The organism is Pseudomonas sivasensis (assembly GCF_021391435.1).
In the GTDB taxonomy this organism is placed as follows: Bacteria; Pseudomonadota; Gammaproteobacteria; order Pseudomonadales; family Pseudomonadaceae; genus Aquipseudomonas; species Aquipseudomonas sivasensis.
The window spans coordinates 921,554-947,721 of record NZ_CP090029.1 but is presented as its reverse complement, the minus strand read 5'-3'; the positions used below and the strand labels follow the sequence as shown (position 1 = coordinate 947,721).

Genomic DNA, 26,168 nt, shown 5'->3' with positions numbered 1-26,168 from the left:
AGAGCGTTCCATGTCTGACCGTTATATCGACTTCGCCAACTCAAGCCTCGGCCATCGCCTGGTCGCCGCCCTTGGCCTGCCGTCACCGGTACGCCTGGAACGCTGGCAAGCCGGACGCCTACGCCCGGTAGACGGTGCACTGCTGCTGGGCGGTGGAGCCCTGACAAGCAAGGTGCAGGCATTTGCCAACAAACTCACCGACGCGATTTATACCTACGGCGCCGAGTCATCGACGTGGATTCCCGGGCACGGCCCCAAGCTCAAGGCCGTGGTGTTCGATGCCAGCGAGCTGCAACACACCGACCAGCTCAAGCAACTGCGCGAGTTCTTCCAGCCCCTGCTGAAAAACCTCGATAACAGCGCCCACCTGGTGATCCTCGGCCGCGCCCCGGAAAGTCTCAGCGACCCGTTTGCCGCCAGCGCCCAGCGGGCCTTGGAAGGGTTCAGCCGCTCCTTGGCCAAGGAACTGCGCAACGGCGGTGTGTTGCAATTGCTCTACGTCGGCGAGGGTGCCGAAGACCAACTGGAAGGCGCGCTGCGTTTCTTCCTCTCACCGAAAAGCGCCTACATTTCCGGCCAGGTGATTCGCCTGGAGGCTTGCGCCACGCCCGTTGAGGACTGGACCCGCCCACTGGCCGGGCGCAAGGCGCTGGTCACGGGTGCGGCGCGTGGCATCGGCGCGTCTATCGCTGAAACCCTGACCCGCGACGGCGCTGAGGTCATTCTCCTTGACGTACCCCAGGCCAAGGCCGACCTCGAAGCCCTGGCGGCGCGCCTGGGTGCTCGCACGGTGGTGCTGGATATCTGCGCCGAAGACGCCGCCAGCCAGTTGATCGAACACCTGCCCGATGGCCTCGATATTCTGGTGCATAACGCCGGTATCACCCGTGACAAAACCCTTGCCAACATGACCCCGGAATATTGGGATGCGGTGCTCGCGGTCAATCTCAATGCACCGCAGGTATTGACCAAAGCGCTGCTCGACAGCGGCAGCCTGCACGACAACGCCCGCGTGGTGGTGCTGGCGTCCATCAGCGGCATCGCCGGTAACCGTGGGCAAACCAACTATGCCGCGAGTAAGGCGGGTTTGATCGGCCTGGTGCAGGCGTGGGCGCCGTTGCTCAAGGAGCGCGGGATCAGCATCAATGCCGTGGCGCCAGGCTTTATCGAAACCCAGATGACCGCACACATCCCGTTCGCCCTGCGTGAAGCCGGGCGCCGCATGAGCTCCCTGGGCCAAGGCGGTTTGCCGCAGGACGTCGCCGAAGCTGTGGCCTGGCTGGGCCAGCCCGGTTCCGGCGCGGTCAGCGGGCAAGCATTGCGGGTGTGCGGGCAAAGTCTATTGGGAGCGTGAGCATGGAATGGCAGACCTTAGGCAATACCCCGTTTCTGCCGCCGTTGTATTGGCGAGCGGCGCTCAAGCGCAAGATTACCGGCAGCACACTGCCTGAACAGGGGCTGCGCTGCCGGGTCAGCGTCAACCCCAAGGACGTCGCGGCGTATCGCAAGGTCTGCGGTTTTGCCGACAGCCCGATCCTACCGGCGACCTACCCACACATCCTGGCGTTTGGATTACAAATGCAGCTGCTCACGGCCAAGGCATTTCCCTTCCCGTTGCTGGGGTTGATCCACCTGAGCAATTGCATTCGAATCCATCGCCCATTGGGCGGGGTAAACGAACTCTTCATAAGCGTGCACGCGCAAAACCTCCAACCTCACGCCAAGGGCGCAACCTTTGAGGTGGTAACCACCGTCGAAGATTCTCTCGGAGTGCTGTGGGAAGCCGAGAGCCGAATGCTCTGCCGAGGCGTAAAACTCGAAGGCGAAGCTGCCGATGACACCCAGCCCACACCTGTACACATCAGCGAACTGACCCACTGGAAGGCCCCTTCGGATATCGGCCGTCGCTATGCGAGGGTCTCCGGCGACTACAACCCGATTCACCTGAGTGCCCCGACCGCCAAGTTGTTTGGCTTCCCCCAGGCCATCGCCCATGGACTGTGGAACAAGGCCCGCACACTGGCCGCACTCGGTGAGCACCTGCCCGCTGCCAATGTAGAAATCGAAGTGGTATTCAAAAAACCGGTGCGCCTGCCCAGCGAAGTGACGTTGCACAGCAGCACCGCCGGCTCCAGTGGCGAATTACTGTTGAAAGGCGCGGGGGATATTGAACATATGGTGGGGAAATGGCGGCCAATCGCATAACAAAACCTGCTTAATTGTATATATACGCCATAAGTAATAGCGGACTTGAAAAAGTCCGCTATTTGTTTATCTAAGCGACTGATTCAATAGACATATACATCTTGATACGCCCTCCCCTTATACCCTTACGACTAGTCATTAAGCACACACCTCACGCCCTCTATATAAATCGTTAATACCAAGTTGAGCCTTGAGGGAACACGCACCCGGGTCTGTTATAGACCTACGGACAAACGCATCGCTATCCCAAGAAATAACGAGCGTTTGAAGACAACTAAGGTTGTACGGGTGCAAGGAATTCAATCATGAAAACTCAAGTAGTGTTTTGGAAAGCAAGTACCGCGTTGGCCCTGGCAATAGCAATGACACTCGGTGGCTGCAGCAGCGGTGGTGGCGGGCATCACAGTAGCGGCTCCTCCTCTTCGGATACTGCCGGAACCGGTGGAGGTACTGGCGGAGGTACCGGTGGCGGCACTGGTGGCGGTACCGGTGGAGGTACTGGTGGCGGCACCGGTGGAGGCACCGGTGGAGGCACTGGTGGCGGTACCGGTGGAGGTACTGGTGGCGGTACCGGTGGCGGTACCGGTGGAGGTACTGGTGGCGGTACCGGTGGAGGCACTGGTGGCGGCACCACCACGCCACTGGTCACCGCGACCGTCGTCGACACGCTGGGCAACACCGTGACCGGCGTGGGCGGCACCGTCAGCAGTCTCGGCACCACCCTCGGCAGCTTGCCGATTGTTGGCGCGACCACCCAAGGTCTGGTGGTGGCCACCGGCACTGCGGTCGGCAGCATCGGCAACGGCCTGTCGGATGGGCTCGGCTCGTTGGGCACTGACAGCAATGCACTGGGCAACACCCTCGACGGCGTAGGCCAAGGTGTTTCCGATCTGGGCGATGGCGTCAGCACCACCGGCGCTAACGTGCGCACGCTGCTGGGTAAAGTGCCCGTGGTCAGCGCAACTGCGCCAGTGGTGGGCGGCGCGGTCGACAAAGTCGGCAAAGTGGTGACCATGCTCGGCGATACCCTGAGCACCGCCAGCACCACCGGCCCGCTGGGCAATGTGACAAATGCCGTGGGCGCCCGAGTGCTGGTGCCGGTCGTCTCGCTGGTGGAAAAAACCACCGGCAAAGTTGGCAACGCAACGGGCCTGGACAGCCCGGTCGGCGGCCTGCTGGATAAAGTCGGCAGTACCGTCGATGGCCTCGGCGATAAAGTCGCCGGCGCTGGCGGCACCGGTAACCCTGTGACCGGCGCCGTGGGTAACCTGCTCAATGGCGTCGGCACCGTGGTCGGCACCGCAAGCGGCTATGTCGACCCAGCCACCGGCAACAGCGGCGGTAGCGGCAGTGGCATCAAACTCGGTCTGCCGGAACTGATCGGTGGTGTCATCGCCGGCGCCGGCAACGGCCTCAACGCCGGCAATACCAATGGCGTGGTGAGCGCTGCTGGCGTCACCGGCGCCAGCGCCGGCGGCACGGTGGCATCTCTGGGCACCTTGCTGGGCGGCAGCGGCACTCCAAACACCGCCGCGGGCGCTCCGATCATGGCGGTGACCACCAACCTCGGCAGCGCACTTAACCCTGCCACCAGTGGCATCGCCAGCCTGACCCAAAACGTCGGCAACGCCACCGGCCTGGGCGCGCCAGTCAATGGCCTGGTGACTAACGTCGGCGGCGCCGTCAACAGCCTGGGCGGCAAAATCAGCGGCGCCAATGCCAACCCGGTCACCAACGCCCTGGGCGGCACCGTGAGCGCTGTCGGCGGCACCGTGGCGTCGGTGGGTGGCCTGGTCACCGGCGGTACCAGCGGCGGCGGGTTGCTCGGCGGCGGCTTGAACCTGGGCGGCAGCGCATCTGCCGGCGCCAGTGGCAGTGCCGGGGCCAGCACCAGCGGTGGCCTGGGGGGGTTGCTCGGTGGCCTCACCGGCAAAAAATAGAATTGCACCTGGCCGATTAGACGGCCTCACCTACAGCGCCTACGCTTGGTTGAGACGAGAGATCTAATAAATCTCTCGTCTTTTTTTAGGGCCACTGAACGGCCCCTGAAAAACACCCGAACCGCGCCTTCAGAGCCCGGCGGGCACCTGCGAAACGCTGCTGCTTTGACCATGGAGTGTCCTATGCGCGCTTTGACACCGTTGTTATTGCTCACCCTCAGTGCTTACGCCCACGCCGATACCCTGCCCAGCTTCCTCAATAGCAACGACACCATCCGCAACCTGCCGGTGCCCAATCTGCCCGCCGATGCCTACCGCCCAAACACCCCGCAAACGCAGCTGCCCACCCCCGCGGCGAGTGAGGCGCAACCGTTGCTGATGGACACCAAGGTGACCATTCGCAAACTGCAGATCGACGGCGGCACGGTCTACCCGCTCAACGACGTTGCCCTGGCGTTCGAGCCCTTGATCGGCCACGAAACCAACCTGGCCCAATTGATCGAGGCGACACGCAGCATCACCCGGCGCTACCAGGCAGACGGCTACCTGCTGTCCTATGCGTTCCTGCCGGAGCAACGCTTCGATGACGGCCTGGTGCACGTCATTCTGGTGGAGGGTTATATCCGCGATTACCAAGTACAAGGCGATATTGGCTCAGTGTCGTCCTACGTCGAAAAGCTCGCCGACAAACTCAAGGCCGAGCGCCCACTGACCCGTAAAACCTTCGAGCGCTACACCACACTCATGGGCGCGATCCCCGGCGTCACCTTGCAAGCGCAAGTGCCGCCACCTGGCACCACCGACGGCGGCACCCACATGCAGATCACTGCCAGCCGCAAGCCTTTCACCACCAGCATGAGCCTCAACCAAGCCAGTCGTGGCGGCACGCAAGCCTTGTTAACCGCCACCAGCAATTCCCAGACCGCCATGGGTGAACAACTGAGCGTGAGCGGCCTGTTCCCACCGGGCGACGACAAAGAACACTACTACCGCGCGGCCTACAGCCAATTCGTCAATGCCGAAGGCACCCAACTGGTGCTATCCGGTGAACGCTATCGCGCCGACCCCGGCACCAACCTGCAACTGGGCGGCGGCTTCGAACTCAAGCCCCATCAGGCAATCGACCGATTCTCCATTGGCCTGAGTCACCCGCTGATCGCCTCGCCCACCGAGTCGTTGACCCTGGGCACGCGGTTCTATGGGGTCGACCAGAAAACCCGCTATCAACTGGTGGGATTTCCCCAGCGCTTTGACATCGAAACCAACCTGCGCGCCGTGGCGTTCGAAGGCGACTGGCGCAAGGCCGACGCCGACCAACTACGCATCCTCAGCGCGGGGCTGTACCAAGGCATCGACGGCATGGGCGCCAAGACACGCAGCGACCTCGAAGGCCTCAAACCTGACTTGGACTTCTTCCGCCTGCGCCTGTCGGGCGTGCAAAGCAACAAGCTGTTCGGCAACGTTCAGGGCGTGCTGTCAGGAGCGCTCTATTGGAGTGACGACACCTTGCCCGACAGCGAGCGCGCCACCTTCGGCGGGCAGAACTTCGGTCGTGGCTACCCCGATGATCAAGGCTCGGGCGACAAGGGCTGGGGCATGGCCTATGAGATCAACTACAGCTACAACCGTGCCGGCGAGTGGGTGAGAATCCTGCAACCCTACATCGTGTTCGACCGTGCCAAGACCTGGTTCAACGACCAGCCCATCAAAGGCAACAACCTGTCTTCAGCCGCCGTGGGCCTGCGCTTTGGCGACGCGAAGTATTACAACATCGCGCTCGAAGCGGCCAAGCCGATGTCGGACGAGGCCCTCGACAGCCTCAACCGCCAGCCGCGGTATACGTTGAGTTTCAGCTATCAACTCTGACAAGGCCTACAGCGCTCAGTTTAGGCTGAGCGGGGTTCTGCGGCAGACGAGCTTGCTGTGGTAAGAGGGCTTGTTGTGGCGAGCGGACTTGCTCGTGTTCGACTGCGCAGCAGTCCCCAAAAGCCCTACCGCTTGCTGAGAGGAAACAAGCTGTCCAACGTATCAATCAACCGCACCAGGTAAATCGGCTTGCGAAACAGATCCAGAACCTGCAGGCGCAGCATGTCGCTGACGTCATCCATTTCGGCATGACCGGACATCACAATCACCGGCAGGTGCGAGCGTGAGGTGTGTTCGCGCAGGCGCTTGATCAAGGAGATACCGCTTTCCTCGGGCATGCGCAGGTCGGTGATGACCAAGGCGATATCGGGGTGAAGTGTCAACTCTTGCAGGGCGAAGGTGACGGATGTTGCCGTGAAGCACACGAACCCCTCGTTTCCGAGGGATTCGGCGAGCTCGATCAGCGCGTCCTCTTCGTCGTCCACTAACAGGATTTGTTGCCGGGGGGACGACATGGGGCTCATGTAAGGATCCTGATACTAAACGTGCACTCAGGGTAGTCGTATCGCGCCATTGATCAAGTGGACAAGATACTGGCTTCGACCAACTTGAACAGCGCAGTGACTCTGTCGCTGATGGGCGTCATGAAGATACCGATCACAGCTGCACACATGGCAGCCACAATGGCGTACTCAATACCGGAAGCGCCATCCCTGGCGCAGACCATCAGTTGAAGCTTTAAGAACACCTTGCCAATTGCTGACATGCGACTCTCCAACAAGGGTTAAAAGCTCAAGTGCCGATACCGGTCTGAATCGATGTAAAAATGGCTTTCACTTTAGTGCTGATGGGCGTCATGAACAGCCCGATCACCGCTGCACACATCGCCGCGACAATTGCATATTCGATACCGGAGGCCCCCTCTCTTCCGTAAGACAAAATCTGGATTTTGATAAACACCTTGCGAATGACGTCAAGGAACATTTGACTTCTCCTTTGCGCTCCGGGCGCTGATGTAGCTGGGCTACAGCATGATCTCGCTGTGCCATTAGAGCATTGTCGGCAAATCCACTCCCAACAACTGTAATAAGCGACTAATCACAAAGTAGTAGCCAAATCGATGACGCCTGAAGAACCTTATTTCCCACTAATGAAGAGAAATTTTCCAAGGAGTAATGGCATTTCGTCCTAGCTGAACTACCTTCAAATAGCGAAATAGTTAGACCTTGATAGTGAACTGATTGCGCAGTGCTGGATGGACCAGACAGCAGGTTCTGCAGTGGGAAAGGGAGAGCCTTTATGAGCAGTCGCATCAGTATGATTCTGGCCGGGTTGCTCTTGTTGGGAGCGCTGATTGCCGGTTATTGGGGCCTCGTGTTGAGCCGTCCGGAACCGGCGGCCGCCGTGGTTGCTCAGCCCGTTGCCAACCCCTCTTCAGTGGCCCCCGTCGAAGACCCGACACGTCAACCCGTGGTGGTACTTGCCCACGACGTGCCGCCCTTCGTCGCCCTCACCGCCGCCGACCTGACCCTGGAAAAACTGCGCACTGCACCGGCTGGCAGCCTCACCACGCTGGAGCAAGCCATCGGACGCACGCCTTGGCGCAGCCTGGAAGCCGGAACCTGGCTGACCGAACAAAGCTTCGAGGCTGGCGGAAGCCTCGCCCGGATGATCCGCTCTGACGAACGCGCGCTGGCCGTTGCCGTGGATGAAGTAACCGGCGCCGCTGGGCAATTGAACCCGGGTGATTATGTTGACGTGATGCTGTACCTGCGCCAGGAAAACGGTAACCCGCAACCCTCGGCGCAAACCGTAGTCCCCGCACTTCGCCTGCTTGGAGTGGGTGACCAACTCGGGCTGACCAATGACGGTAAACCCGGCTCCCCTGTAGCAACAACGGCCGAAGACAAAGCCAAGCAACAACAGAGCCGTGCCAGTGCGCGCACCGTGTTGCTGGCCGTTCCAGAACAACTGATGAGTCGGTTGGTGCTTGCCACGCAAGCCGGTGCAATGCGCCTGGCCCTGCGCAGCGCTGACGAACAACGCTTGAGCCAATACTGGTCGGGCACCAATGAATCAGCGGCAAACCTCGACAACGCCAAGCGCGACCTCTACCAGTTCAATCAGTTGGCCTTTACTGCACCACCCACCAGCAACTTCAGCCCATCGGCCACCACCAGCGCTCCACGTCGCTCGGGTGTCGAGGTGATACGCGGCAACCAGGTTACTCAACAAACGCCCAGATAGCGCTAAGGATGCCTTGAATGAGCAGTCGTTCCCTGAGGTTTTTTTCACGAGCGTTCTGGGCCCTCGTCACCCTGACGCTGCCCATCGCGATCGCACAGGCAGCACCGGGCAACTGCGCCAGCCTGGGCAAGCTTCCTGCGACGCTCGAAGTCGGTGAAGGCATGCAACAAGCCATGCAATCCCCGGTTGCCATTACCCGCCTGGCGGTCGGCGACCCCAAAATCGCCGACGTTCAAGTCAACGGCAACCAGGCGTTCCTGCTGACTGGCATCTCCCAAGGCGCCACCAGCCTTATGATCTGGACCGCGTGCTCTAACACCCCACGCCAGAGCATGGTGTTCGTCAAAGGCAAAGCCACTTCAGCGTTAACCAGCTTGTCGCTGTCCCCCTCGGACGACCCCTTGCTGCCGAGCCAGGTACAGACCGATATCCGCTTCGTCGAAGTCAGTCGCACCAAGCTCAAGGAGGCAAGCACCTCGATCCTGGGGATTGGCAAAAACTTCCTGATCGGCAGCCCCAACCTCGCGGTGCCCAGCGCTAACACCTTGGCTCTGCCGGTGAGCGCCTCCAACTTCAATATCGGCTTCGGCGGCGGGCGCGTGTCGGCGATGATCAATGCCTTGGAAAGCAGCGGTTTTGCCTACACCTTGGCGCGACCCAGCCTGGTCGCCCTGAGCGGGCAAAGCGCAACGTTCCTGGCCGGGGGCGAAGTGCCTGTGCCGGTGCCCAGCGCCGGCAGCGACACCATCTCCATCGAGTACAAGGAGTTTGGTATTCGGTTGACCCTGACCCCCACCGTGGTCGATCGAAACCGCATCACCCTCAAGGTCGCACCGGAGGTCAGCGAACTGGACTACAGCAACGCCGTGCAGATCCAGGGCATTCAGGTACCCGCACTCACTGTGCGTCGCACCGACACCAGCGTGTCCCTGGCCGATGGCGAAAGCTTCGTCATCAGTGGCCTGATCAGTACCAACAACCGTTCCACCATCAACAAATTTCCCGGCCTGGGCGACATCCCGATCCTGGGTGCGTTCTTCCGCGATTCCAACATCAGCCGCGAGGAAAAAGAGTTGCTGATGATCGTCACACCCCACCTCGTACAACCCCTGGCGGCCGATGCGCAGTTGCCGTCGCTGCCCGGCGAAAAGCTGCGCAGCTACGACCCTAATTGGTACCGCCTGTTTTTCCTTGAAAATGGCAACTTCGACCGTCGCACGGGGCTGTCCCAATGAGCGAAAGCCTGAGCCAAACGTTTCTGGCAATAACGCGTAACAGCACCGATCTGGAGTGGCTTCAGGGCGCGCTTGCACCGTTGGGCCAAGTGGTCAGTGCCGGCGGCGGCAGTCTGGACGAACTGCTGGCACTGGTCGACGTGACCTTCGCCAACCTGGTCTTCATCGGCCTGGACCGTGAAAACGTCACCACGCAATGTGCCCTGATTGAAGGGGCACTGGAGGCCAAACCCATGTTGGCCATCGTCGCGCTGGGCGACGGCATGGACAATCAACTCGTGCTCAATGCCATGCGGGCCGGCGCCCGCGACTTTGTCGCCTATGGCTCGCGTTCCAGTGAAGTGGCCGGCCTGGTTCGACGCCTGAGCAAGCGCCTGCCGACGGTCAGCCACACCACTCACCTGGGTGGCCTGACGGTGCTCTATGGCACCCAATGCGGTACCGACGGCGCATTACTGGCCACCCACCTGGCGCAAGTGGTGCAAAAAAGCGGGCAGCAAACCCTGGTACTGGATTTGGGACTGCCTCGGGGCGACAGCCTGGCGCTGTTGGGCCTGGAAAGCTCGTTTCACTTCGGTGATGCCCTGCGCCACTTACGACGCCTGGATGCCACCTTGATCAACAGCGCCTTTACCTCGGCCGAGGCTGGTCTGCGCATTCTGGCCTACACCGACGGCGACGAATCGCTGGAGCAAACCAGCGCTGCCGAGCTGTACATGCTGCTCAGCGCCCTGCGCCAACACTTCCAGCACATTGTCGTAAACCTTACCGGCCAGCCGGACAGCGAAGCGCTGCGCACCTTCGTCAGCCATTGCGACAAGTTGCTGTGGTGCACCGATCAAAGCGTGCTCGACTGCCGACGCAACCTGGCGGTGCTCAATCGATGGCGTGAAAAAGGCATGAAACTGGAGCACGGCCGTCTGCTGGTCGACCGCTATATCAAAGGCGCCGCACCGGAGGCCGAAGCGCTGGGCAAGACCTTCGGCCTGGAAGTGATTGCCGTGCTGCCCCTGAGCGCGGAAATCCGCCTGAATGCCAAAAATCAGGGCCAGACCTTATTTGCGTTATCGCCCCGCGAGCCGCTCACCCAAGGCCTGCGCACCCTTGGCGAGCGCCTGGCCAAACGCTCCGAAGGCCTTGAGAAACCACCGGCCAACTGGCTTACCCGTCTCTGGAGTACGAAATGAGCAGCGATAAACTGTTCGGTTCGCCCTTACGCGGCACCGTCGACAACACCGATCACGACGGCCTCAAACTGGTCCTGCACCGCTACATCATCGATGCCATAGAGGAGTCGGGGAAAAACCTGTTGGAAGGCACGCGCCAATCTTTGGCGCAATTTGTGATGGATAAAGTCGCCGAGTACATCACCCGCATGCACCTGGCGATCTCCCGCTATGAAATGGAGCGCCTGGCAGAAGAAATCGTCGACGAACTCACCGGTTTCGGGCCGCTTGAGGTGCTGCTGCGCGATACATCCGTTACTGAAATCCTGGTCAACGGCCCCCACCGAGTGTTCGTCGAACGCGACGGCCTGCTGCACCAAAGCGACCTGCGTTTTATCGACGACCACCATGTAGAGCGGGTCATGCAACGCATCCTCGCACCCTTGGGGCGACGACTGGATGAGTCGTCACCCATGGTCGATGCGCGGTTGCCGGACGGGAGTCGGGTCAATGCGATCATTCCTCCGATTGCCCTGGACGGGCCCTGCCTGTCGATCCGAAAGTTTCGCAAGGACATGCTCAAAAGCAGCGACCTGATGGCCATGCAGACCATCGATCAACTGATTTTCGAGTTCTTCCAAGAGGCCGTGGGCAAGCGCTGCAACATCTTGATCAGCGGCGGTACCGGCACCGGTAAAACCACGCTGCTGAACATTCTGAGCCAACTGATCAACCCCCATGAGCGGCTCGTCACCATCGAAGATGTGGCCGAACTGCAACTGGGCCACCCCCACGTAGTACGCCTGGAAACCCGCCCGCCGAATGCCGAAGGGCACGGCGAAGTGAAGGCCAGCGACCTGATTCGCAACGCCCTGCGGATGCGCCCGGACCGCATCATTCTGGGGGAGATTCGTGGCGTGGAAGTGCTCGATGTACTCACGGCGATGAACACCGGCCACGACGGGTCGATGAGCACCGTGCACGCCAACAACGCACAGGATGCGCTGCTGCGCCTGGAGACGCTGGTGGGACTCACCGGCCGCGTGGTCGCGGAGAAAACCCTGCGCCAGATGATCTGCGCGGCACTGGATGTGGTGATCCAACTGACGCGTTTGCCCGACGGTCGCCGTTGCGTCAGTGAAGTGGTGGAAGTCGTGGGCGTGCGTGATGACGTGTACGTCACCAACACGCTGTTCCGGCATGACAAGCGCACCGGCTTCGGTTTCCTGCGCGAAGCCATCAACCCCGCCGGCGACAAACTGCGCCGCGAAATCCCGCTGCCGTTGTAGGAGCCGCCCGATGATCGGTCCGATCCTGCTCGCATTGATCTCTCTGGGCATGCTGTTGCTGGCGACGCACATGATGCGCAGTGGCTTGCGCCAGGCACAGGCCGAGCGTGTGATGGAGCGACTGGGCCAGGGCCAACCTAAGGCAGTGAATGACAAGGCCGTCGTGACCAGCCTTGAACGTATGTTCATCCGTGCCGGCCTGGGCAAGCCCACCGAACGCCTGGGGCTATGGCTCATGCTTTGGGGCTTTGGCGTGGCGCTCGGTTTCCTGGCTGCCGAATGGCTGGGCTTGCTGACGATGGTCGTACTGCCGCCACTGATCCTGCGGTTCTACCTGGCCCTGCGCTATCAACGCCGTTTGCGTCGGATGATTGAGCAGTTGCCTCAGTTGCTCGATCACGCCGTACGCAGCCTCAAATCCGGCCGCACGCTGGCGGACGCCGTGCTGGGTGGCATTGAAGCCAGTGATGACCCGCTGAAGAAGTCCATGGGACGCATCAAGCGCAATGTCATCCTCGGGGTCAGCCTGCCGGATGCGGTGCACGACTTTGCCGAGTTTTACGAACAGGATGAGCTGCGCCTCTTTGCCCTGGGGTTGAAGGTCAATCATCGCTATGGCGGCAACGCCAGCGAGTTGCTGGAAAATCTGATCAAAATGATCCGCGAACGGGACCAGGGCGCTCGCCAACTCAGGGCGATGACGGGAGAGACTCGCGTGACCGCCGTGGTGCTGGCGTTGCTGCCGATCAGCGTGGCCGGTTACTTCCTGGTGACCAATCCAACGTATTTGGTGGGTATGTGGGCCGATGACAGCGGCAGGTGGATGTTGATTGGTGCCTTCGCCATGCAGGTCTTCGGTTGCATCGCCCTGTGGCGCATGCTGAGGAGCGTCTGACATGGCCATGTTGATCAGCGCAGTATTGTTTTTCGCAGCGACGTTACTGCTGGTCGGTAACGTCCTGGCTCACCGTCGTCAACAGCGCGTGGTCACCTCTCGGCTGCAGGGCGAGACCGAGCGTGAAGACAAGATAGGCCGATGGTTGCGCACGCTGGGCAACACCCGGATTGGCCAACGCACCATCAGCCTCGACAACGAAACCCAAACCCTGCTCAACCGTATTGGCTGGCGCAAGGCCGGGCAGCGCTCGATGTTCGCCGCCTGCCAAGTGGGCGCACCACTGGTACTGCTGGGCCTGACGCTGCTGATACAAAGCGTGTTTTTCCCTGATGCGGACCCCGTTTGGCTAGCGCCCTTCCTCGGGCTGGCCACCGGTTACCTGCTGCCCAAGCGCGTGCTCGCGTCGCTGGCCAAACGGCGCCAGGAGCAGATCACCCAGGAAATCTCGACCTTCATTCCGCTGCTGCGCATCCTGTTTGAATCCGGCATGGCCGTTGAGCAAACCTTGCGCGTGATGTCCCAAGAAGCGCAAAAGCTGCTGCCGGTACTCACTTCGGAATTGCGCATTGTGCTGGCCAGGGTGGACTCGGGCCTGGAGCTTGGCGAAGAGTTGAACAAAACCAGCCTGATGCTGAGCGTCGATGAGTTCAGCGACACCTGTACGATTCTGCAACAGCTGCTGCATCAGGGCGGCGGCGCCATGAAGTCGCTGCAGGCACTCAAGCAATTGCTGGACGACCGGCGCCTGACGCGCATGCAGGAATACATTTCCAAGATGTCGGCCAAGATGTCCGTGGTCATGATGGTCTTTCTGTTTCCGGCGTTACTGATCGTACTGGCCGGTCCCGGCTTTATCGCCATCTCGAAGGCCATGGGGCCTTGAAAGGACAACCGATGAAAACACTGATTGCCGCGTGCAGTTTGTTGCTCATGAGCGGCTGCGCGAACCTGGGCCAGACGCCTTGGTCCGGGTTCGCCGCTAACGGCAGTTGCTCCAAGCCCAGCGCCGACCAGGAGCTTTCGCTGAACCTCGCCGACGACATGGCCAACGACGGCAAGCTGCACGCCAGCCTGGCCAATCTGCAAAATCTGCCGGACTCCTTGCCTCAAGTACGCCTGCGCAAAGCAAAGGTCTACCGGCTGTTAGGGCGCAACGACGCAGAGCCGTTGTACAAAACCCTGCTGGGTACATGCTTGTCGGCTGAAGGCGAACATGGACTCGGGCAACTCGCCGTCGCCAAGGGCGACAACGGTAAAGCACTGGCCCATTTGCAACGGGCCGCCCAGCTCTCGCCTACCGATGAAAAAATCCGCAATGACTTGGGGGTGGTCTACCTCAACCAACTGCGTATGGACGATGCACGTTTCGAGTTCCTCACTGCCATGGAGCTCAACCAGAGCAATCAGTTGGCCGCCATTAACCTGGTGACCCTGCTGATCTACCAGGACAACTGGGGGCAGGCCGCGCAAGTGGTCAGTCGCATGGGGTTGAGCCCCGTTCAAGTCAGCCAGGCCCAGGCCCGGGCGCAGCAACTCAAGCGTTCGCCTGCGTCGCCCGCCAAGGATCAAATAGCGGCGGTCAGAGATGCCTTGCAGGCGCCTATCAAGTCAGTCAATCAGGGAGAATCCAGATGAAACTCGCATTGCTCGCCAACCTGCTGCTGGCAACGCTGCCCCTGACCGCCATGGCCATTGAGCCCGGCCCGTCTTCGCCTCAACAGAAACAGACTGAAGGCTGGCTACAGCTGCAGGTCAGCGGCCAACTGGCGTCGTCCAAGCCGCAGAAGGCGACCCCCGCTGAACGCGAGGGCGCCATGCTGCGCCTGATAGAGAGCTACAAGCACCCTATTCCTGAGTACTACGATCAGAAACAAGGCGGTACCTCGCCGAGCGGTAGCAACTAGTGGGCGGTCACCCGCTGGCGTATCGCCGAATTGCTCGGTGACAGCGCCAGCGCCAACTGCGTGCGGTTATGCATGTGGGTGAGGCGCAACACCTGGGAGACGTAGAGCTTCACCGTGTTTTCAGTGATGCCCAGCTCACAGGCAATCTGGTAGTTGGTCTGCCCCTTGCCCACCAGCCGTGCAACGTCCAATTGACGTGGTGACAACTGTTTGAAAATAACCGGCATCTCCACATCAAGTGCTTCACCCTCCCCCTGCGCCTCGGTGGCGCTGATGGAGGATTGAGGGTTGCTACGCACCTTGTCGAGATCGTGATAGAGGTCATCGATGGACGCCGACAGGTATTGCAGCTTCTGGTTCAGGTGCCCCAGCTCAAGGCTTTTATGCCGTTCCTGCAGCACCGCCTCCTGACGTTGCAACCCTTCGAGCAACTCGGGGAGATTGATCGGTTTTTGATAATAGTCCGCGATTCCTGCGCGCAGGGCCTTGATGACATCTTGTTTGTCGGCGCGCCCCGTCAGCATGATGGATTCAAAGGCACGCTGTTTACCGGCCAAACGCTGCAACGCCTGCACCAACTCGATACCGTCCATTTCCGGCATATGCAGGTCGCACAGCACCAGGCCGATGTCAGCGTCTTCGCTGAAACGTTTTACAGCCTGGAGGCTGGAATGGCATGGGATGCAGCGATAGCCGCTGCTTTCGAGGTATTCGCACAGCTCTTCCACGATCAAAGGTTGATCATCGACAACGAGCACTTTCACTAGAGAGGTAAGCTTGTTCACGCGCGACTCCATGCCTGGGCAAGCCAAAGACCAACCGTTCCATTCCAACCGCTTATTTTCCGTACAACTCACCCTTAAACGTAGACGTACTTTCTTACTATGTACATAGCACTAGGCTACGTCACGACTAATGGGATCCAAGCCCAAGCGAGTACAAATCCGACGAACAAAAAGGGCGCAAATGGCTGTTTGTTTGACGCCCGCGGCTCAAGGTGACAAAGAGCGTTTCTAACTCCTTGATTCATCAGCGGCCACATCCTGGGCGCCACCAACAACCACCCAACACTCGCCAGCCCTGCGCCGACAAACGTGCCGAGCAAGTACTGGCTGTTGGTTGCCAACGCCAACGCCGCCAATAACTTCACATCCGCCGCGCCCAGCCGACCTAAGGCATAACCGGGCAAGGTAAACAGCAGCGCCAGGGTAAACGCCCACCCGCCCTCGGCAGCGGATGCCCCTAGCCAGGTGGACCCGCTCCAGAGCAAATAAACCAACGCCAGCAGCAGCCCACCCCACGTCAGGCGGTTGGCGATCTGGCGTTGACGGATATCTTGCACGGCGCATAACGCCAGCCAAACAAACAGCAACAGGCTATGAATCACGTAAAAAAAATCCCTTTTCGCTGAATGATTCTATGCTGATATCAGGTAGTGGTTGTCAGGGTAGACGCAGTCATGAAAAAGGGCCTCCCTAGAAAACAGAAAGGTGCCGCCGCGCTTGAGTTCGCGATGGTATTCATGATTTTTTTTGCCGTGTTTTATGGTTTGGTCAGTTACAGCCTGCCGTTACTGCTGCTGCAATCGTTCAACCAGGCAACGGCAGAAGGTGTAAGACGCGGCGTGGCGCTTGACCCTACGACGCCTGGCTACACCGATGCGCTGAAAACCCGAGCGATCAGTGCCGCCCAGGCGCAATTGCAGTGGCTGCCGCCGGCCTTCAAATTCGTACCGGCCTATGTCACAGCAGACTATTCGGGCACCGGGATGCTGACCGTACGAATCAATTACCCCTCCGACAACCTCAAGAGCGTTCTGCCCTTCCTGGTCCTGCCGGGCTTCGGCACTGTGCCCAACTTGCCTACGACGCTCTCGGCCCAAGCGAGCCTGCAGTTTTGAACTCGGGGGAAAGGTTTTTCGATCGACTCCTGGGCCGCCCTCCGGGTATCTCTGCTTCGCCAGCACACGCCCCCGCGAACGCCGGCCTGCACATTTATCTGGATAATCAGGGTCGCGTGCTGCAAACCGACGGCGCGCTGCGCCATCGCTTGGCGAAAACAACCGACCCGCAACAACCGATGCCACTGCTGGACTATGTAGATGCCCACAGCGCCGTGGTGATCGAGGGCTGCCCCGGCGACTGGCAAGGACAAACCCTGGACCTGGATTTCAAGGCGCATGCGGGGCGCGTCCTGCAAACCCGAGGCTGGATTCAACCTCAAGGTGATGGCTGGGTATTACAACTGCTCGACATCGGCGACTTGATTGCCCACCGCAATCAAGCTGAAACCCGCGAACAGAATCAGTACCTGAGTGCCCAGATCAGTGAGCGACTGTGGGTTTGCAGCCTGGCGCGCCTGCCCGAGGAACTCCAAGACAACCTGCAAAGCATTGCGCAATGCTTGCAGATTCCCTGTGTCGCCATTGCCCTGCTCGATAGCCAGGAGCAGGGTTGGTTGATCCACAGCCACTATCGCGCACACGATGCACCTGCCCTGTGGCACGACGGACAGCCCCTGGGAACCGCGCTGGACAGCCTCGACGGCAAGACCCCCTTGAACCTGAGCCTGAACCATGGCCACAGCGAGCACCCGCGCTTGCAGGGCATTTTCAACAATGCCGCAGGCTTCCTGGTGCCCTACCGTGACGACCATGGCGTTGCCGCCTGGCTGCTTTGCGGGTTTTATCGCGGCGAAGAAAAGGCCAGTGACCGTGACTGGCTCCAACTGACCGCCGCCATCGCCGCCCCATTACTCAGCCGCCTTCGCGAGCAGCGTCATCAGCAGCAACTTGACCGGCTGGAAGCGTTGCAGGGGTTACTGGGCACCGGTTGGTGGGAACTCCAACCAGACACTGAAGAGATCCAGCTGGCACCGCAGTTGTTACAGCACCTGAGCCCCAACCACAGCACCCCGCGCATGGCCCTGACAGAGTGGCTGATGCTGATCCACCCCGCTGACCGCCAGGAGCTCGCCAGTCGCCTGCAAGACTTGCAGACAGCGAGCAAACCGGTGTCCACCAGCGTACGTCTGCATCGTATGGACGCCGCACAAAACCCCCTTTGGTACCGCGTTCAAGGCCAAGCGTTAGGGGTGGGAAGCACACGGCGGCTGATCGGCTTCATGCTGGATATCAGCGATATAAAAAACCAGCAGCATCAAGCCGCCGCCGCTCACGCAAGGCTGGACAACCTGATCGCCAGCTCACCGGCAATCATCTACGTACAACGGTATGTCGAAGGCACCCTGCAGCCGCTGTTTTTCAGCGACAGCCTGCTGCCTCTACTCGGCCGCACCCTCGAAGAATGCACGCCGGCCAGTCTTATCGAATGGATTCATCCCGATGACCGTGACCTCTACTTCGAGCGCACTCGCCAACTGCTTCGCGAAGGCAACGTGCGCAGCCGCTACCGCGTTCGCGATAAACACGGCGTAGACCATTGGTTGCTCGACGAAGCCAAGCTGCTGCGCGATGAACTGGGTCTACCGGTAGAGGCCGTCGGGCTATGGCTGGACGTCACCGAAGCGACCCTGGCCGCCGAACAGATCAAAAAGAGCGAAGAGCGCTATCGCATCCTGGTGGAAGACTCCCCGGCCATGATCTGCCGCTACCGACCAGACCTGACCCTGACCTTCGGCAACACACCGCTGGCCAACTATCTGGAATGTTTGCCCACGCAGCTGCCGGGGATGAACCTGGGGCATTGGTTGTCGGTAGAGCAGCGCCAAGCCTTTGAGCAGCGCATCAACCAACTGACTCCGGAGTTCCCGGTCAGCACCGCCGAAATCAGCCTGGAACTGCCTGGCCGCGAGCATGCCTGGTGGGTCTGGTCGGACCGCGGGGTGTTTGATGAGCGCGGCGCGCTGGTGGAAGTGCAAGCCGTAGGCCGGGATAACACGGAAGTGCGCCGCTCCCAGCAACAGCTGACCCAAAGCGCCAAGATGGCCACCCTCGGCGAAATGGCAACGGGCCTGGCGCATGAAATCAACCAACCGCTGAACGTGATGCGCATGGCCATCCTCAACGTGCTCAAGCGCCTGAGTAGCGGCAACGCAGACGTCGATTACCTCACCGAAAAACTTCAGCGCATCGACGCCCAAGTGCTGCGCGCGGCGCGGGTGGTGGACCATATGCGGGTGTTTGGGCGCCGCTCGGAAATCGAGCAGCAGCCCTTCGACCCGGCACAGGCGGTGGAGGGCACGCTGTCGATGCTCAGCGAAGGCTTGAAGGGCAAAGGCATGGACCTGCGCGTCACCCCGGTGGACTTCACCGTGCAGGTCAAAGGCTACGTCGACCAATTGGAACAAGTACTGATCAACCTGATGGTCAACGCCCGTGATGCACTGCTGAGCAATCGCGAACAGAACCCGGCACTGCGTCCTTGGATCGCACTGCATTGCGAGCACGACAGCCGCCACGTGCGGATCTGGGTCGAGGACAACGGCGGCGGTATTGACCCTCGCCTGCTGGAACGGATTTTCGAGCCGTTCTTCACCACCAAGCCGATTGGCGTGGGCACGGGGCTGGGGTTGTCGGTGAGCTACGGAATTGTGGAAAACATGGGCGGCCGGCTGAGCGTCGTCAATGGCGCAGAAGGCGCCAGGTTTTGTGTGGAGTTACCGATCGTGGAGGCTTAAAGCACCAATGCCGCTTGCCCGTGAGGTCTGCAACTGAGGTTGGCGCCGACTTCAACTTTGTTGAGGTTGATGCCCAAGGTGGACAGCAAGCCGTTTACCAGCGGGTCGACAATTGGGCTAAGGACAGCGCCGATGACGTTGCCCAGCGTGCTATTCAAATCGTTAAGCAGCGTTGCACTGGTTGCCAATAACCCGCCCAGCAGATTGAACCCCGTGGGCTTGTAAACCTGGAATTTCAGCCCTGTTTGCAAAGCCTGTCCGAGGGACGTCACCAGGCTAGCAGTCGATAGCGAATGATAGAGCGGTGGCTGCTTGATCTCCGGTGGCTGGTTATAGGTGTAAGCGCCACCCGCCGAAGTCACTGAGCCCACGCTGGGGTCGATAAGCATCCCAATCCCCCCGCCATAAAACGCTTTGCGATTAGGGTAATCGCAGACGGTGGGCCCGAGCCCGAGCAGCGGCTTGAGGCACGTCACCGCGCCGATATCGATCACCGGCAGCGGTGGCACGGCCGCCAGCGGCGGGCTGGCTCCCAGTGAATCGATCAGGGTAGGGCTCTGGCCGACTTTGATGCTCACCACCGACGCATTGGTTTGGGTGGTCAGCGTTTTGGTCGCGTCACTCGCGCAGGTAAACCCTGTGACATAGCTTTCAGCAATGCCCAGCTCAAGAATCACATCCACACTGGGAACCGGCGGGTTAGTGGCGGAAGACAGCAGCCTCAAGTCTGTGGTCTGACAAGGAACGCCTCCCACGGCACACAGCAGCGAACTGACAGTCCCGGCCAGGTTCAGGCTGAGCAAATTGTTCAGCACGTCCGTAAGCGGAGCGACCAAGCCGTTCACAACCAGATTCACCGCAGGGATGTTGAGTACCGGCAGCGTCACTGTCAGCCCCAGGCTTACCTGCGCCGTGCGCACATAAATCCGCGTACTCGCATCGGTTTTATTCTTGGCATAGGTGGGGTCACCGATCGCGGACAGTATGGGCGGCTCAATGACCTTGAGCTTGAGATTCGCCGTCACACCGGGAATGGTCACAGGCACCGCAGCCACCACCCCGTTCTTCTTGTTGGCCAATTGCACAAAAGCCTCAGCCAGCTGGAACGCGTTCAACGTGGTGTTAAGCCCGGCGGACACAGCCCCTGTCTGCAATTGCAACAGGCTGCCCAGCGTCACGTCGAGATTGCCCACCAATGCATTGATCTTCGTAAGCCCTGAGGCGGCCACCGTCGCGGTACCCGACCCGGTTTGAAGCACGGTTACCGCCGCATCGATGAGTTGACCGAGCTTGAGGTTCTTGGCCAGCAACTCGTCGTAATTGCCCGCCTGGACGCCCACGTTCAGTGCCAACTGGTTCAGGTAACTCAACAGGTTGAGATTGGTGTCCACCAACCCCTGCCAACCGGCCACATCGAGCGACAGGTTACCGCCCAACAACTTGCCGAACAGCAGGTTCAGCGCGGCGGAATCGGTGGAGTTGACCGTCACCAACGTGGACTTGATCGTCAATTGTGCCTGGGGCGGCAAAATCTTCGGCGCGGCCACGGCCTTGGCCGTCAACAGGGTGGTCAGGCTGTAGGCGCCGCCATTGAACATCGACCAGATACCACCGGCGACACTGGTCAACACCGGGCGCGAGGCGATCACTTGAATCGCATCGCGCTTGGTGGCATCTGCGGAAAACACCCGTAGATTCGAAGCCGCCGTGGTCAACGAACCACAGCGCACGTCCAGTGCATTGGCGGGGGGAATGATGTAGCCGTTGCGCACCGCACTGGCGCCGGCATAGGTGGTGGCGGTGTTGTTGTTCGCGGCCAGGCAATCGCCATTGCGCTGGACCGCTTCCAGCGCGGCCATGTCGGCAATGCCTTGCAACTTGCGCTTTTCGAGATAGAGCCGCCCGCTGTCGACCACCAGCAGTAAGAAGACCAACGCCAAACCGAGCGTCAAGGCCGCCATCAAGCCGATCGCACCACGCTGCCTGCAACGAAGTCCGGGAGACATCGAGCACTCCTTAGCGCTTACTCTCCGTAGGTGCTGTGGAGTGTAGACAAGGCTTGGAATGTGCGCTGGCCAAGCGCCACAAATCGCGGCGGCTGAAGTCAGTGCGGCGGATAGGTGGAGAGGATGTGCGTCACCGTCGTACGGATCGCGTTGTTGCGGTCCTGTGGGTTGGGCGTGCTGCCCATCATCTGCTCATCACTGCCGCGCCATACCAGTTTGCCGTCCTTGCCATCGAGCAGGTCGATCTGGATGGTCGCCACTTTGTAGGTGATGTTGCGCGTTTCGTTGTACATCGGCCCACCCCAGTAGCCGTTCCACGGGCCGCCCCAGCCGCCGCCGTAATTGGTGGTGACTTGTTGCTGGCGGTCTTCGACGATCAGGTAGGCCTGAACGATCAGGTCAGCCTTGGTGCCGGCTGCGGCTGGGCGCAGGCCCCGTTGGTCGAGTTGCTCGCCTACCGCCTGGCGGATGCGCTGTTCGGTGAGGTCACTCTTGATCCGTGGATCATCTGGGCGATATTGCAGGGCCGGATCTTTCCAGGCCCAGTTGCGGTAGGCGCCGAAGTCTCGGCTGGCGTCAAAATCGTGGTTGACCTGGTTGGTCTGGCAACCGCCCAGCAGCACGACAAAAGCGAGCATAGCGATGCGACGAAACATGGTTTTCTCCAAAGAGCGAACTGCGCTTGAAATGAGAATAGCGGTTAACTGGGCGGGTAAGCGGTCATGGCCTTTTGCACGGCCTGGCGCAAAGCGTCAGCACGTTCGCTGAGGCTGCCCTGGCTGGCAGTTTCGGCACTGGTGCTCCACACGGGCTGACCGCTGCGGGCATCAAACAGGTTGACCCGCACCACAGCAACCGTCACCTCGTAGGTGCGCACGATCGGCGCCGAGTTGTACATGCCATAGCCATTGCCGTAGCGGTTATAGCCGCCGTAACCGTAGCCATAATCGTCCTGGACTTGCTTGAGACGCTTCTCAAGGCGCACATCTGCGCTGACCAGCAGGTCGGGCGCCCGGTTGTCGTGCAAAGGGCGCAGGCCACGCTGGTCGAGGGCGCCGCTGACGGCTTCGGCAATCTGCGCCGAATCGGCCCATGCCGAGCCCGCCGGCAGTTGGCCGTTGCGCCAGGCCCAATTACGGTAGGCCCCGTAGTCGCGTACCGGCGCAGGGTACGCACTGGCATCGAACGTAGTGGCTGCCTGGGCCGGCGCCGGTGGCATGGGCGCAGAAGCCGCCACATAAGGGTTAGGGCTGGAGCACGCGCCCAGCCCAAGGGATAACAAAATCAAACAGAGACGACGCATTTCGACCTCCGCAGGCTGGGCCGCTTAAACCGGACGGCAGATCCAGTGCAAATAACGCCCAAGTCCGGCAAAGCTTGGGTGACGACGGTGAGCGAGTTCCATCTCTACAAGGTCCTGTAAATCCGCGCGGGCCTGGAATTCCACCGGCATATAGTCGTGAAAAACCCGCACGCCACTTTGGCTTTCGACCTGCCAAAGCCCGTCGAGTTGCGCCGCTAATTCGCGGGGGTCGAGGGGCTGTTGCGGGGTCAGGCTCTGCTTTTCGCCGGCCATGTCGTTCTTGCGCATTTTGCGGAAGTGGCCTTTGAGCAGGTTGCGATAAATCAGCGCATCACGGTTGTAAAACGCCAGGGACAGCCAGCCACCGGGCACGGTCAACTGGTGCAGCACCGGCAGGATCGCATGGGGTTCGGCCAGCCATTCCAGCACCGCGTGACACAGCACCAGATCGTAAGGTTCGGTGAGCTGGCCAAGCAGGTCTTGCCAGGGCGCCTGGATAAAGGTCGCCGTTTGCCCGGCCTCGGCGAAGCGTTGGCGCGCACCCTCAAGCATCGGCTCGGCGGGTTCGGCCAGGGTCACCAGGTGGCCGCGCTCGGCCAACCACAGCGACATATGCCCCAGGCCTGCGCCGATATCCAGCACGCGCAACGGGCGTTCCGGCAGGGCTTCGGCCAGGTCGGCCTGAAGCACCGCCAGGCGGATTGCGCCTTTGGCACCGCCGTAGATTTTCTCGGCAAAGCGTGTAGCCAACTGGTCGAAATGACGATCACTCATGGGCAAACCGCCGTTCGCTGTCAGCCAGTTTGGCGCGCACCACCTCATTCATGTCCAGGCCCAGCTCACTGCACAACAGCAGCAGGTACAGCACGATATCGCCGACTTCCTGGCCGGCGTGGGCGAGTTTGTCAGCGGGTAACTGGCGAGATTGGTCTTCGGTCAGCCATTGGAAGATTTCCACCAGCTCAGCCATTTCCACGCTGGCAGCCATGGCCAGGTTTTTAGGGCTGTGGAACTGCTTCCAGTCGTTGGTATCGCGGATGCGGTGCAGACGTTCGGTGAGGTGTTCGAGGTTCATGGGAGGGGCTCCTGAAGGTGTGTAGCTTCCGGCGGAAATTCAGAGAAGGCAAGTTAATCCACCACGCTGAACTCAATCCTGGCCGTCTGCCCCGCCTCATCGAGCACGCTTAATTGATAGCGGCCCAGTCGCTCGAAACTGGCATTGATAAAGTCCTGATTGGCGCTGTCGCCCAACGGCGCGCCATTAAGGAACCACCACCGTCGACCACTGCCGCCCAAGGCGGAGATTTTAAGACGCAGGGCTTGTTGGCTGGCGGCGGGCAGGCGCAATTGGTCGCCTTCACGCACGCCGACGATGGACAACGGTGAAGACGCGGCCAGCGCCGGCGGCGGGCAATCCGCGTCGGCGGCTGGGATGCGTGCTTCACGGCGTTCGGCCCTTGGCAGCCAAGGTTCCAGCGGTGCTGGCCACAGGGCGATAGGCTTGGCGACTGCGCCGGGGCAATGAGCATCGACCCGCAAGCCCTTGGCATTGACCCAGACACTTTCCATCAACCCCACACTCAGCGGTTGATCCAACGCCTGCAAGGTCGGCGGCGTGGTGTTGTCCAGGGTCCAGGCGAAGCGTTGGCGGCGGCAATTGGGATCGCTGCGGCTCATGGGCTGGCCCAGCGGCCAACAGATCGCCGCCACGCCGACGTTGGCCGGCACCGGTTTGACTGGCGCGCTGATGCCGCGCTGGCTGTCGCGATTGGTCAACACGTCGTGCACCTGTAACATCAGTGGCGCCGCTGACGCCAAGCCGAACTGGCCCGGCACGGGCGTGCCGTCCGGTCGGCCGATCCACACGCCAATCAGGTAGCGCGGCCCCACGCCAATCGCCCAGGCATCGCGAAAGCCATAGCTGGTGCCGGTTTTCCAGGCGAGCACCGGGCGCTGCACCAACTCGGCACGCGGGTCGCGATCCGGCCGCGCTTGCCCACTGAGGATGCGCCGCACAATCCAGGCAGAGCCCGGCGACAGCATTGGCCGCTCTCTCAGCGCGTCGTCCGGCTGCAGTCGGATAGAGGCGCTCTTGCCGTCCCGGGCGAAGGCGCTGTAACCGCCCACCAGATCTTCCAGACGGCTGCCCGCGCCGCCCAGGATCAGCGCCAGGTTCGGCTCGGCCAGCGCGGGCAATGCCAAGGGCACACCGCCGATGCGCATCTCGGCGGCAAACCGCTTGGGCCCGTAGGCTTCCAGCAACTGCACCGCCGGCAGGTTAAGGGAGCTGGACAACGCAGTACTCGCCGGCACCGCGCCGGTAAACCCCATGGAGAAGTTGCCCGGTCGATAATCGCCATACCGCCGGGGCACGTCCTGCAACAGCGATTCGGAGTGAATCAACCCATCATCCAGGGCCATGCCATACAGAAAGGGTTTCAAGGTCGAGCCCGGCGAGCGCAGCGCGCTGATCATGTCCACATGGCCAAAGCGCTTGGCGTCGTTGATATCCACCGAGCCCAGGTACGCCCGCACCGCCATGGTTTCCTCTTCCACCACCAGGATCGCCGCCGAAGTGTGCTCCGGCAGCCGCGCGCGCCAGCCCAGCAACAGATCTTCGAGGCGGCGTTGCAGGGTGGCGTCAACGGTCGTGCGGATCAGCGGCGGGCTGTCGGGGCGGTTCAGGCGGCGAGCGAGCAAGGGCGCCAGGCTCGGTTCCAGACGCGGGGCAAGTAGCAGCGGTTCTTCAAGGGCTTCGTCGACCGCCGATTGCGGCCATACCTGGAACTCGGCGAGGCGGCGCAAGACCTTGTCCCGAGCCTCCTGGGCGCGCTGCGGATGCCGATCTGGACGCAGGCGGCTCGGCGCCTGTGGCAGTACCGCGAGCAAGGCCGCTTCGGCATGGGTCAATTGCGCAGGGGATTTGCCCAGGTAAGCCCAACTGGCCGCCGCCACGCCCTGCAACGTGCCGCCAAACGGCGCGCGGTTCAGGTAGAGGTTGAGGATCTCTTCCTTGGACAGGTGCCACTCCAACTGCGCCGTGCGCCACAGCTGACGCAACTTGCCATGGAACGTGCGCGAATGCGGGTCGAGCAAACGGGCGACCTGCATCGACAAGGTGCTGCCGCCCGACACTACCCGCGCGCCGGTCAGGTTCTGCCACGTCGCGCGCACCAACGCCAACGGGTTTACGCCAGGGTGTTGGTAGAACCAGCGGTCTTCGTAGGTGAGCAAGGCATCCAGGTAATACGGCGAGACTTCACCGGTTTGCACGGGGTAGCGCCACACCCCATTGGCATCGGCAAACCGCCACAAGGGTGTGCCATCCTCGGCCAGCACCACCCGCGCCAAGTCGTCCTTGGGCAGGGGCAGCGGCCAGATGCGGTCGGCCAGCCACAGCAGGGCAATCACCAACAGAAGGGTCGCCAGGGTCCAGCGGGCAACTAAACGCAAATTCAAACGGGCAAACCT

General features: G+C 61.0%; 25 protein-coding genes. 14 read left to right on the top strand and 11 right to left on the bottom strand.

The annotated features are described in order from the left end of the window. Nucleotides 1-10 precede the first annotated feature (10 nt). The 4 genes from LRO94_RS04070 (at nt 11) to LRO94_RS04055 (ending at nt 6,011) form a co-directional block, all read left to right on the top strand. Nucleotides 11-1,354: a 3-oxoacyl-ACP reductase gene (locus tag LRO94_RS04070; protein WP_179179566.1), complete on the top strand. Its 1,344-nt coding sequence runs from the start codon at nt 11-13 to the stop codon at nt 1,352-1,354. Nucleotides 1,355-1,356: 2 nt separating this feature from the next. Next, nucleotides 1,357-2,205 carry a MaoC family dehydratase gene (locus LRO94_RS04065; RefSeq protein ID WP_032887122.1) on the top strand — a complete coding sequence of 283 codons (849 nt, stop codon included), beginning with the start codon at nt 1,357-1,359 and terminating at the stop codon, nt 2,203-2,205. Between the two features lie 305 nt (nt 2,206-2,510). Continuing rightward, nucleotides 2,511-4,145 (top strand): collagen-like triple helix repeat-containing protein, encoded by a 1,635-nt coding sequence (locus LRO94_RS04060; RefSeq protein ID WP_179179567.1) that lies wholly within the window; start codon nt 2,511-2,513, stop codon nt 4,143-4,145. 183 nt (nt 4,146-4,328) lie between these two features. Continuing rightward, nucleotides 4,329-6,011: a ShlB/FhaC/HecB family hemolysin secretion/activation protein gene (locus LRO94_RS04055; RefSeq protein WP_122753900.1), complete on the top strand. Its 1,683-nt coding sequence runs from the start codon at nt 4,329-4,331 to the stop codon at nt 6,009-6,011. A 125-nt stretch (nt 6,012-6,136) separates the two neighbouring features. Here the strand turns inward: LRO94_RS04055 and LRO94_RS04050 are convergent, their stop codons facing one another. From LRO94_RS04050 to LRO94_RS04040, 3 genes are read right to left on the bottom strand one after another with little or no spacing between them, the layout of a single operon-like run. Further along, nucleotides 6,137-6,535: a response regulator gene (locus LRO94_RS04050; RefSeq protein WP_032887125.1), complete on the bottom strand. Its 399-nt coding sequence runs from the start codon at nt 6,533-6,535 to the stop codon at nt 6,137-6,139. Nucleotides 6,536-6,588: 53 nt separating this feature from the next. Next, complete coding sequence (locus LRO94_RS04045; protein ID WP_032887127.1) at nt 6,589-6,777, bottom strand: hypothetical protein; 189 nt, start codon at nt 6,775-6,777, stop codon at nt 6,589-6,591. A 26-nt stretch (nt 6,778-6,803) separates the two neighbouring features. Continuing rightward, a complete protein-coding gene (locus tag LRO94_RS04040; protein ID WP_032887128.1) occupies nt 6,804-6,995 on the bottom strand; it encodes a Flp family type IVb pilin in 192 nt (63 codons plus the stop codon). A 315-nt stretch (nt 6,996-7,310) separates the two neighbouring features. Between LRO94_RS04040 and cpaB the strand changes: the two genes are divergently transcribed. The 8 genes from cpaB to LRO94_RS04000 are packed head-to-tail and all read left to right on the top strand — an operon-like array spanning nt 7,311 to nt 14,750. Continuing rightward, complete coding sequence (cpaB, locus tag LRO94_RS04035) at nt 7,311-8,258, top strand: Flp pilus assembly protein CpaB (RefSeq protein WP_122756797.1); 948 nt, start codon at nt 7,311-7,313, stop codon at nt 8,256-8,258. 17 nt (nt 8,259-8,275) lie between these two features. Beyond that, entirely contained in the window at nt 8,276-9,493 is a 1,218-nt protein-coding gene (locus LRO94_RS04030; RefSeq protein ID WP_032887130.1) for a type II and III secretion system protein family protein, read from the top strand. Beyond that, entirely contained in the window at nt 9,490-10,680 is a 1,191-nt protein-coding gene (locus LRO94_RS04025; RefSeq protein WP_032887131.1) for a pilus assembly protein, read from the top strand. Before LRO94_RS04030 ends, LRO94_RS04025 begins: the two co-directional genes overlap by 4 nt. After that, on the top strand, nt 10,677-11,948 hold the full coding sequence (locus LRO94_RS04020) for a CpaF family protein (protein WP_032887132.1): 1,272 nt from the start codon (nt 10,677-10,679) through the stop codon (nt 11,946-11,948). The genes LRO94_RS04025 and LRO94_RS04020 overlap by 4 nt, the downstream gene beginning before the upstream one ends. A 10-nt stretch (nt 11,949-11,958) precedes the next feature. Then, nucleotides 11,959-12,843 carry a type II secretion system F family protein gene (locus tag LRO94_RS04015; RefSeq protein ID WP_032887133.1) on the top strand — a complete coding sequence of 295 codons (885 nt, stop codon included), beginning with the start codon at nt 11,959-11,961 and terminating at the stop codon, nt 12,841-12,843. Between the two features lies 1 nt (nt 12,844). Further along, a complete protein-coding gene (locus tag LRO94_RS04010) occupies nt 12,845-13,729 on the top strand; it encodes a type II secretion system F family protein (RefSeq protein ID WP_032887134.1) in 885 nt (294 codons plus the stop codon). Nucleotides 13,730-13,740: 11 nt separating this feature from the next. After that, the gene (locus LRO94_RS04005; protein ID WP_032887135.1) at nt 13,741-14,481 is read left to right on the top strand and encodes a tetratricopeptide repeat protein; all 741 of its coding nucleotides are present in this window, start codon (nt 13,741-13,743) and stop codon (nt 14,479-14,481) included. Next, entirely contained in the window at nt 14,478-14,750 is a 273-nt protein-coding gene (locus tag LRO94_RS04000) for a DUF3613 domain-containing protein (protein WP_032887136.1), read from the top strand. Before LRO94_RS04005 ends, LRO94_RS04000 begins: the two co-directional genes overlap by 4 nt. Here the strand turns inward: LRO94_RS04000 and LRO94_RS03995 are convergent. Then, entirely contained in the window at nt 14,747-15,535 is a 789-nt protein-coding gene (locus tag LRO94_RS03995; RefSeq protein ID WP_032887159.1) for a response regulator transcription factor, read from the bottom strand. The genes LRO94_RS04000 and LRO94_RS03995 overlap by 4 nt on opposite strands. Before the next feature lie 116 nt (nt 15,536-15,651). Continuing rightward, entirely contained in the window at nt 15,652-16,137 is a 486-nt protein-coding gene (locus LRO94_RS03990; RefSeq protein ID WP_179179568.1) for a prepilin peptidase, read from the bottom strand. A gap of 72 nt (nt 16,138-16,209) precedes the next feature. On the opposite strand from LRO94_RS03990, the gene LRO94_RS03985 reads away from it, so the two are divergent. Both LRO94_RS03985 and LRO94_RS03980 read left to right on the top strand, forming a co-directional pair. Further along, nucleotides 16,210-16,650, top strand: coding sequence for a TadE/TadG family type IV pilus assembly protein (locus tag LRO94_RS03985; RefSeq protein WP_032887137.1), 441 nt, complete (start codon nt 16,210-16,212; stop codon nt 16,648-16,650). Next, nucleotides 16,647-19,388 (top strand): PAS domain-containing sensor histidine kinase, encoded by a 2,742-nt coding sequence (locus tag LRO94_RS03980; protein ID WP_179179569.1) that lies wholly within the window; start codon nt 16,647-16,649, stop codon nt 19,386-19,388. Before LRO94_RS03985 ends, LRO94_RS03980 begins: the two co-directional genes overlap by 4 nt. Here LRO94_RS03980 and LRO94_RS03975 read toward each other — a convergent pair. The 6 genes from LRO94_RS03975 to pbpC form a co-directional block, all read right to left on the bottom strand. Continuing rightward, nucleotides 19,385-21,394 (bottom strand): pilus assembly protein TadG-related protein, encoded by a 2,010-nt coding sequence (locus tag LRO94_RS03975; RefSeq protein WP_179179570.1) that lies wholly within the window; start codon nt 21,392-21,394, stop codon nt 19,385-19,387. The genes LRO94_RS03980 and LRO94_RS03975 overlap by 4 nt on opposite strands. 98 nt (nt 21,395-21,492) lie before the next feature. Then, complete coding sequence (locus LRO94_RS03970; protein WP_179179571.1) at nt 21,493-22,050, bottom strand: DUF4136 domain-containing protein; 558 nt, start codon at nt 22,048-22,050, stop codon at nt 21,493-21,495. Nucleotides 22,051-22,094: 44 nt separating this feature from the next. Then, nucleotides 22,095-22,697, bottom strand: coding sequence for a DUF4136 domain-containing protein (locus tag LRO94_RS03965; protein WP_032887142.1), 603 nt, complete (start codon nt 22,695-22,697; stop codon nt 22,095-22,097). A gap of 24 nt (nt 22,698-22,721) precedes the next feature. Next, on the bottom strand, nt 22,722-23,471 hold the full coding sequence (locus LRO94_RS03960) for a methyltransferase domain-containing protein (protein ID WP_032887143.1): 750 nt from the start codon (nt 23,469-23,471) through the stop codon (nt 22,722-22,724). Continuing rightward, complete coding sequence (locus LRO94_RS03955) at nt 23,464-23,772, bottom strand: MazG-like family protein (RefSeq protein WP_003188211.1); 309 nt, start codon at nt 23,770-23,772, stop codon at nt 23,464-23,466. The genes LRO94_RS03960 and LRO94_RS03955 overlap by 8 nt, the downstream gene beginning before the upstream one ends. 53 nt (nt 23,773-23,825) lie before the next feature. Continuing rightward, the gene (gene pbpC, locus LRO94_RS03950) at nt 23,826-26,156 is read right to left on the bottom strand and encodes a peptidoglycan glycosyltransferase PbpC (RefSeq protein WP_050442835.1); all 2,331 of its coding nucleotides are present in this window, start codon (nt 26,154-26,156) and stop codon (nt 23,826-23,828) included. Nucleotides 26,157-26,168: the final 12 nt, after the last annotated feature.

What these genes read in the sequence shown, in the direction of transcription:
- LRO94_RS04070 (WP_179179566.1), top strand. Translation starts at nt 11, where the DNA reads ATGTCTGACCGTTATATCGACTTCGCCAACTCAAGCCTCGGCCATCGC.
- LRO94_RS04065 (WP_032887122.1), top strand. Translation starts at nt 1,357, where the DNA reads ATGGAATGGCAGACCTTAGGCAATACCCCGTTTCTGCCGCCGTTGTAT.
- LRO94_RS04060 (WP_179179567.1), top strand. Translation starts at nt 2,511, where the DNA reads ATGAAAACTCAAGTAGTGTTTTGGAAAGCAAGTACCGCGTTGGCCCTG.
- LRO94_RS04055 (WP_122753900.1), top strand. Translation starts at nt 4,329, where the DNA reads ATGCGCGCTTTGACACCGTTGTTATTGCTCACCCTCAGTGCTTACGCC.
- LRO94_RS04050 (WP_032887125.1), bottom strand. Translation starts at nt 6,535, where the DNA reads ATGAGCCCCATGTCGTCCCCCCGGCAACAAATCCTGTTAGTGGACGAC.
- LRO94_RS04045 (WP_032887127.1), bottom strand. Translation starts at nt 6,777, where the DNA reads ATGTCAGCAATTGGCAAGGTGTTCTTAAAGCTTCAACTGATGGTCTGC.
- LRO94_RS04040 (WP_032887128.1), bottom strand. Translation starts at nt 6,995, where the DNA reads ATGTTCCTTGACGTCATTCGCAAGGTGTTTATCAAAATCCAGATTTTG.
- cpaB (WP_122756797.1), top strand. Translation starts at nt 7,311, where the DNA reads ATGAGCAGTCGCATCAGTATGATTCTGGCCGGGTTGCTCTTGTTGGGA.
- LRO94_RS04030 (WP_032887130.1), top strand. Translation starts at nt 8,276, where the DNA reads ATGAGCAGTCGTTCCCTGAGGTTTTTTTCACGAGCGTTCTGGGCCCTC.
- LRO94_RS04025 (WP_032887131.1), top strand. Translation starts at nt 9,490, where the DNA reads ATGAGCGAAAGCCTGAGCCAAACGTTTCTGGCAATAACGCGTAACAGC.
- LRO94_RS04020 (WP_032887132.1), top strand. Translation starts at nt 10,677, where the DNA reads ATGAGCAGCGATAAACTGTTCGGTTCGCCCTTACGCGGCACCGTCGAC.
- LRO94_RS04015 (WP_032887133.1), top strand. Translation starts at nt 11,959, where the DNA reads ATGATCGGTCCGATCCTGCTCGCATTGATCTCTCTGGGCATGCTGTTG.
- LRO94_RS04010 (WP_032887134.1), top strand. Translation starts at nt 12,845, where the DNA reads ATGGCCATGTTGATCAGCGCAGTATTGTTTTTCGCAGCGACGTTACTG.
- LRO94_RS04005 (WP_032887135.1), top strand. Translation starts at nt 13,741, where the DNA reads ATGAAAACACTGATTGCCGCGTGCAGTTTGTTGCTCATGAGCGGCTGC.
- LRO94_RS04000 (WP_032887136.1), top strand. Translation starts at nt 14,478, where the DNA reads ATGAAACTCGCATTGCTCGCCAACCTGCTGCTGGCAACGCTGCCCCTG.
- LRO94_RS03985 (WP_032887137.1), top strand. Translation starts at nt 16,210, where the DNA reads ATGAAAAAGGGCCTCCCTAGAAAACAGAAAGGTGCCGCCGCGCTTGAG.
- LRO94_RS03975 (WP_179179570.1), bottom strand. Translation starts at nt 21,394, where the DNA reads ATGTCTCCCGGACTTCGTTGCAGGCAGCGTGGTGCGATCGGCTTGATG.
- LRO94_RS03970 (WP_179179571.1), bottom strand. Translation starts at nt 22,050, where the DNA reads ATGTTTCGTCGCATCGCTATGCTCGCTTTTGTCGTGCTGCTGGGCGGT.
- LRO94_RS03965 (WP_032887142.1), bottom strand. Translation starts at nt 22,697, where the DNA reads ATGCGTCGTCTCTGTTTGATTTTGTTATCCCTTGGGCTGGGCGCGTGC.
- LRO94_RS03960 (WP_032887143.1), bottom strand. Translation starts at nt 23,471, where the DNA reads ATGAGTGATCGTCATTTCGACCAGTTGGCTACACGCTTTGCCGAGAAA.
- LRO94_RS03955 (WP_003188211.1), bottom strand. Translation starts at nt 23,772, where the DNA reads ATGAACCTCGAACACCTCACCGAACGTCTGCACCGCATCCGCGATACC.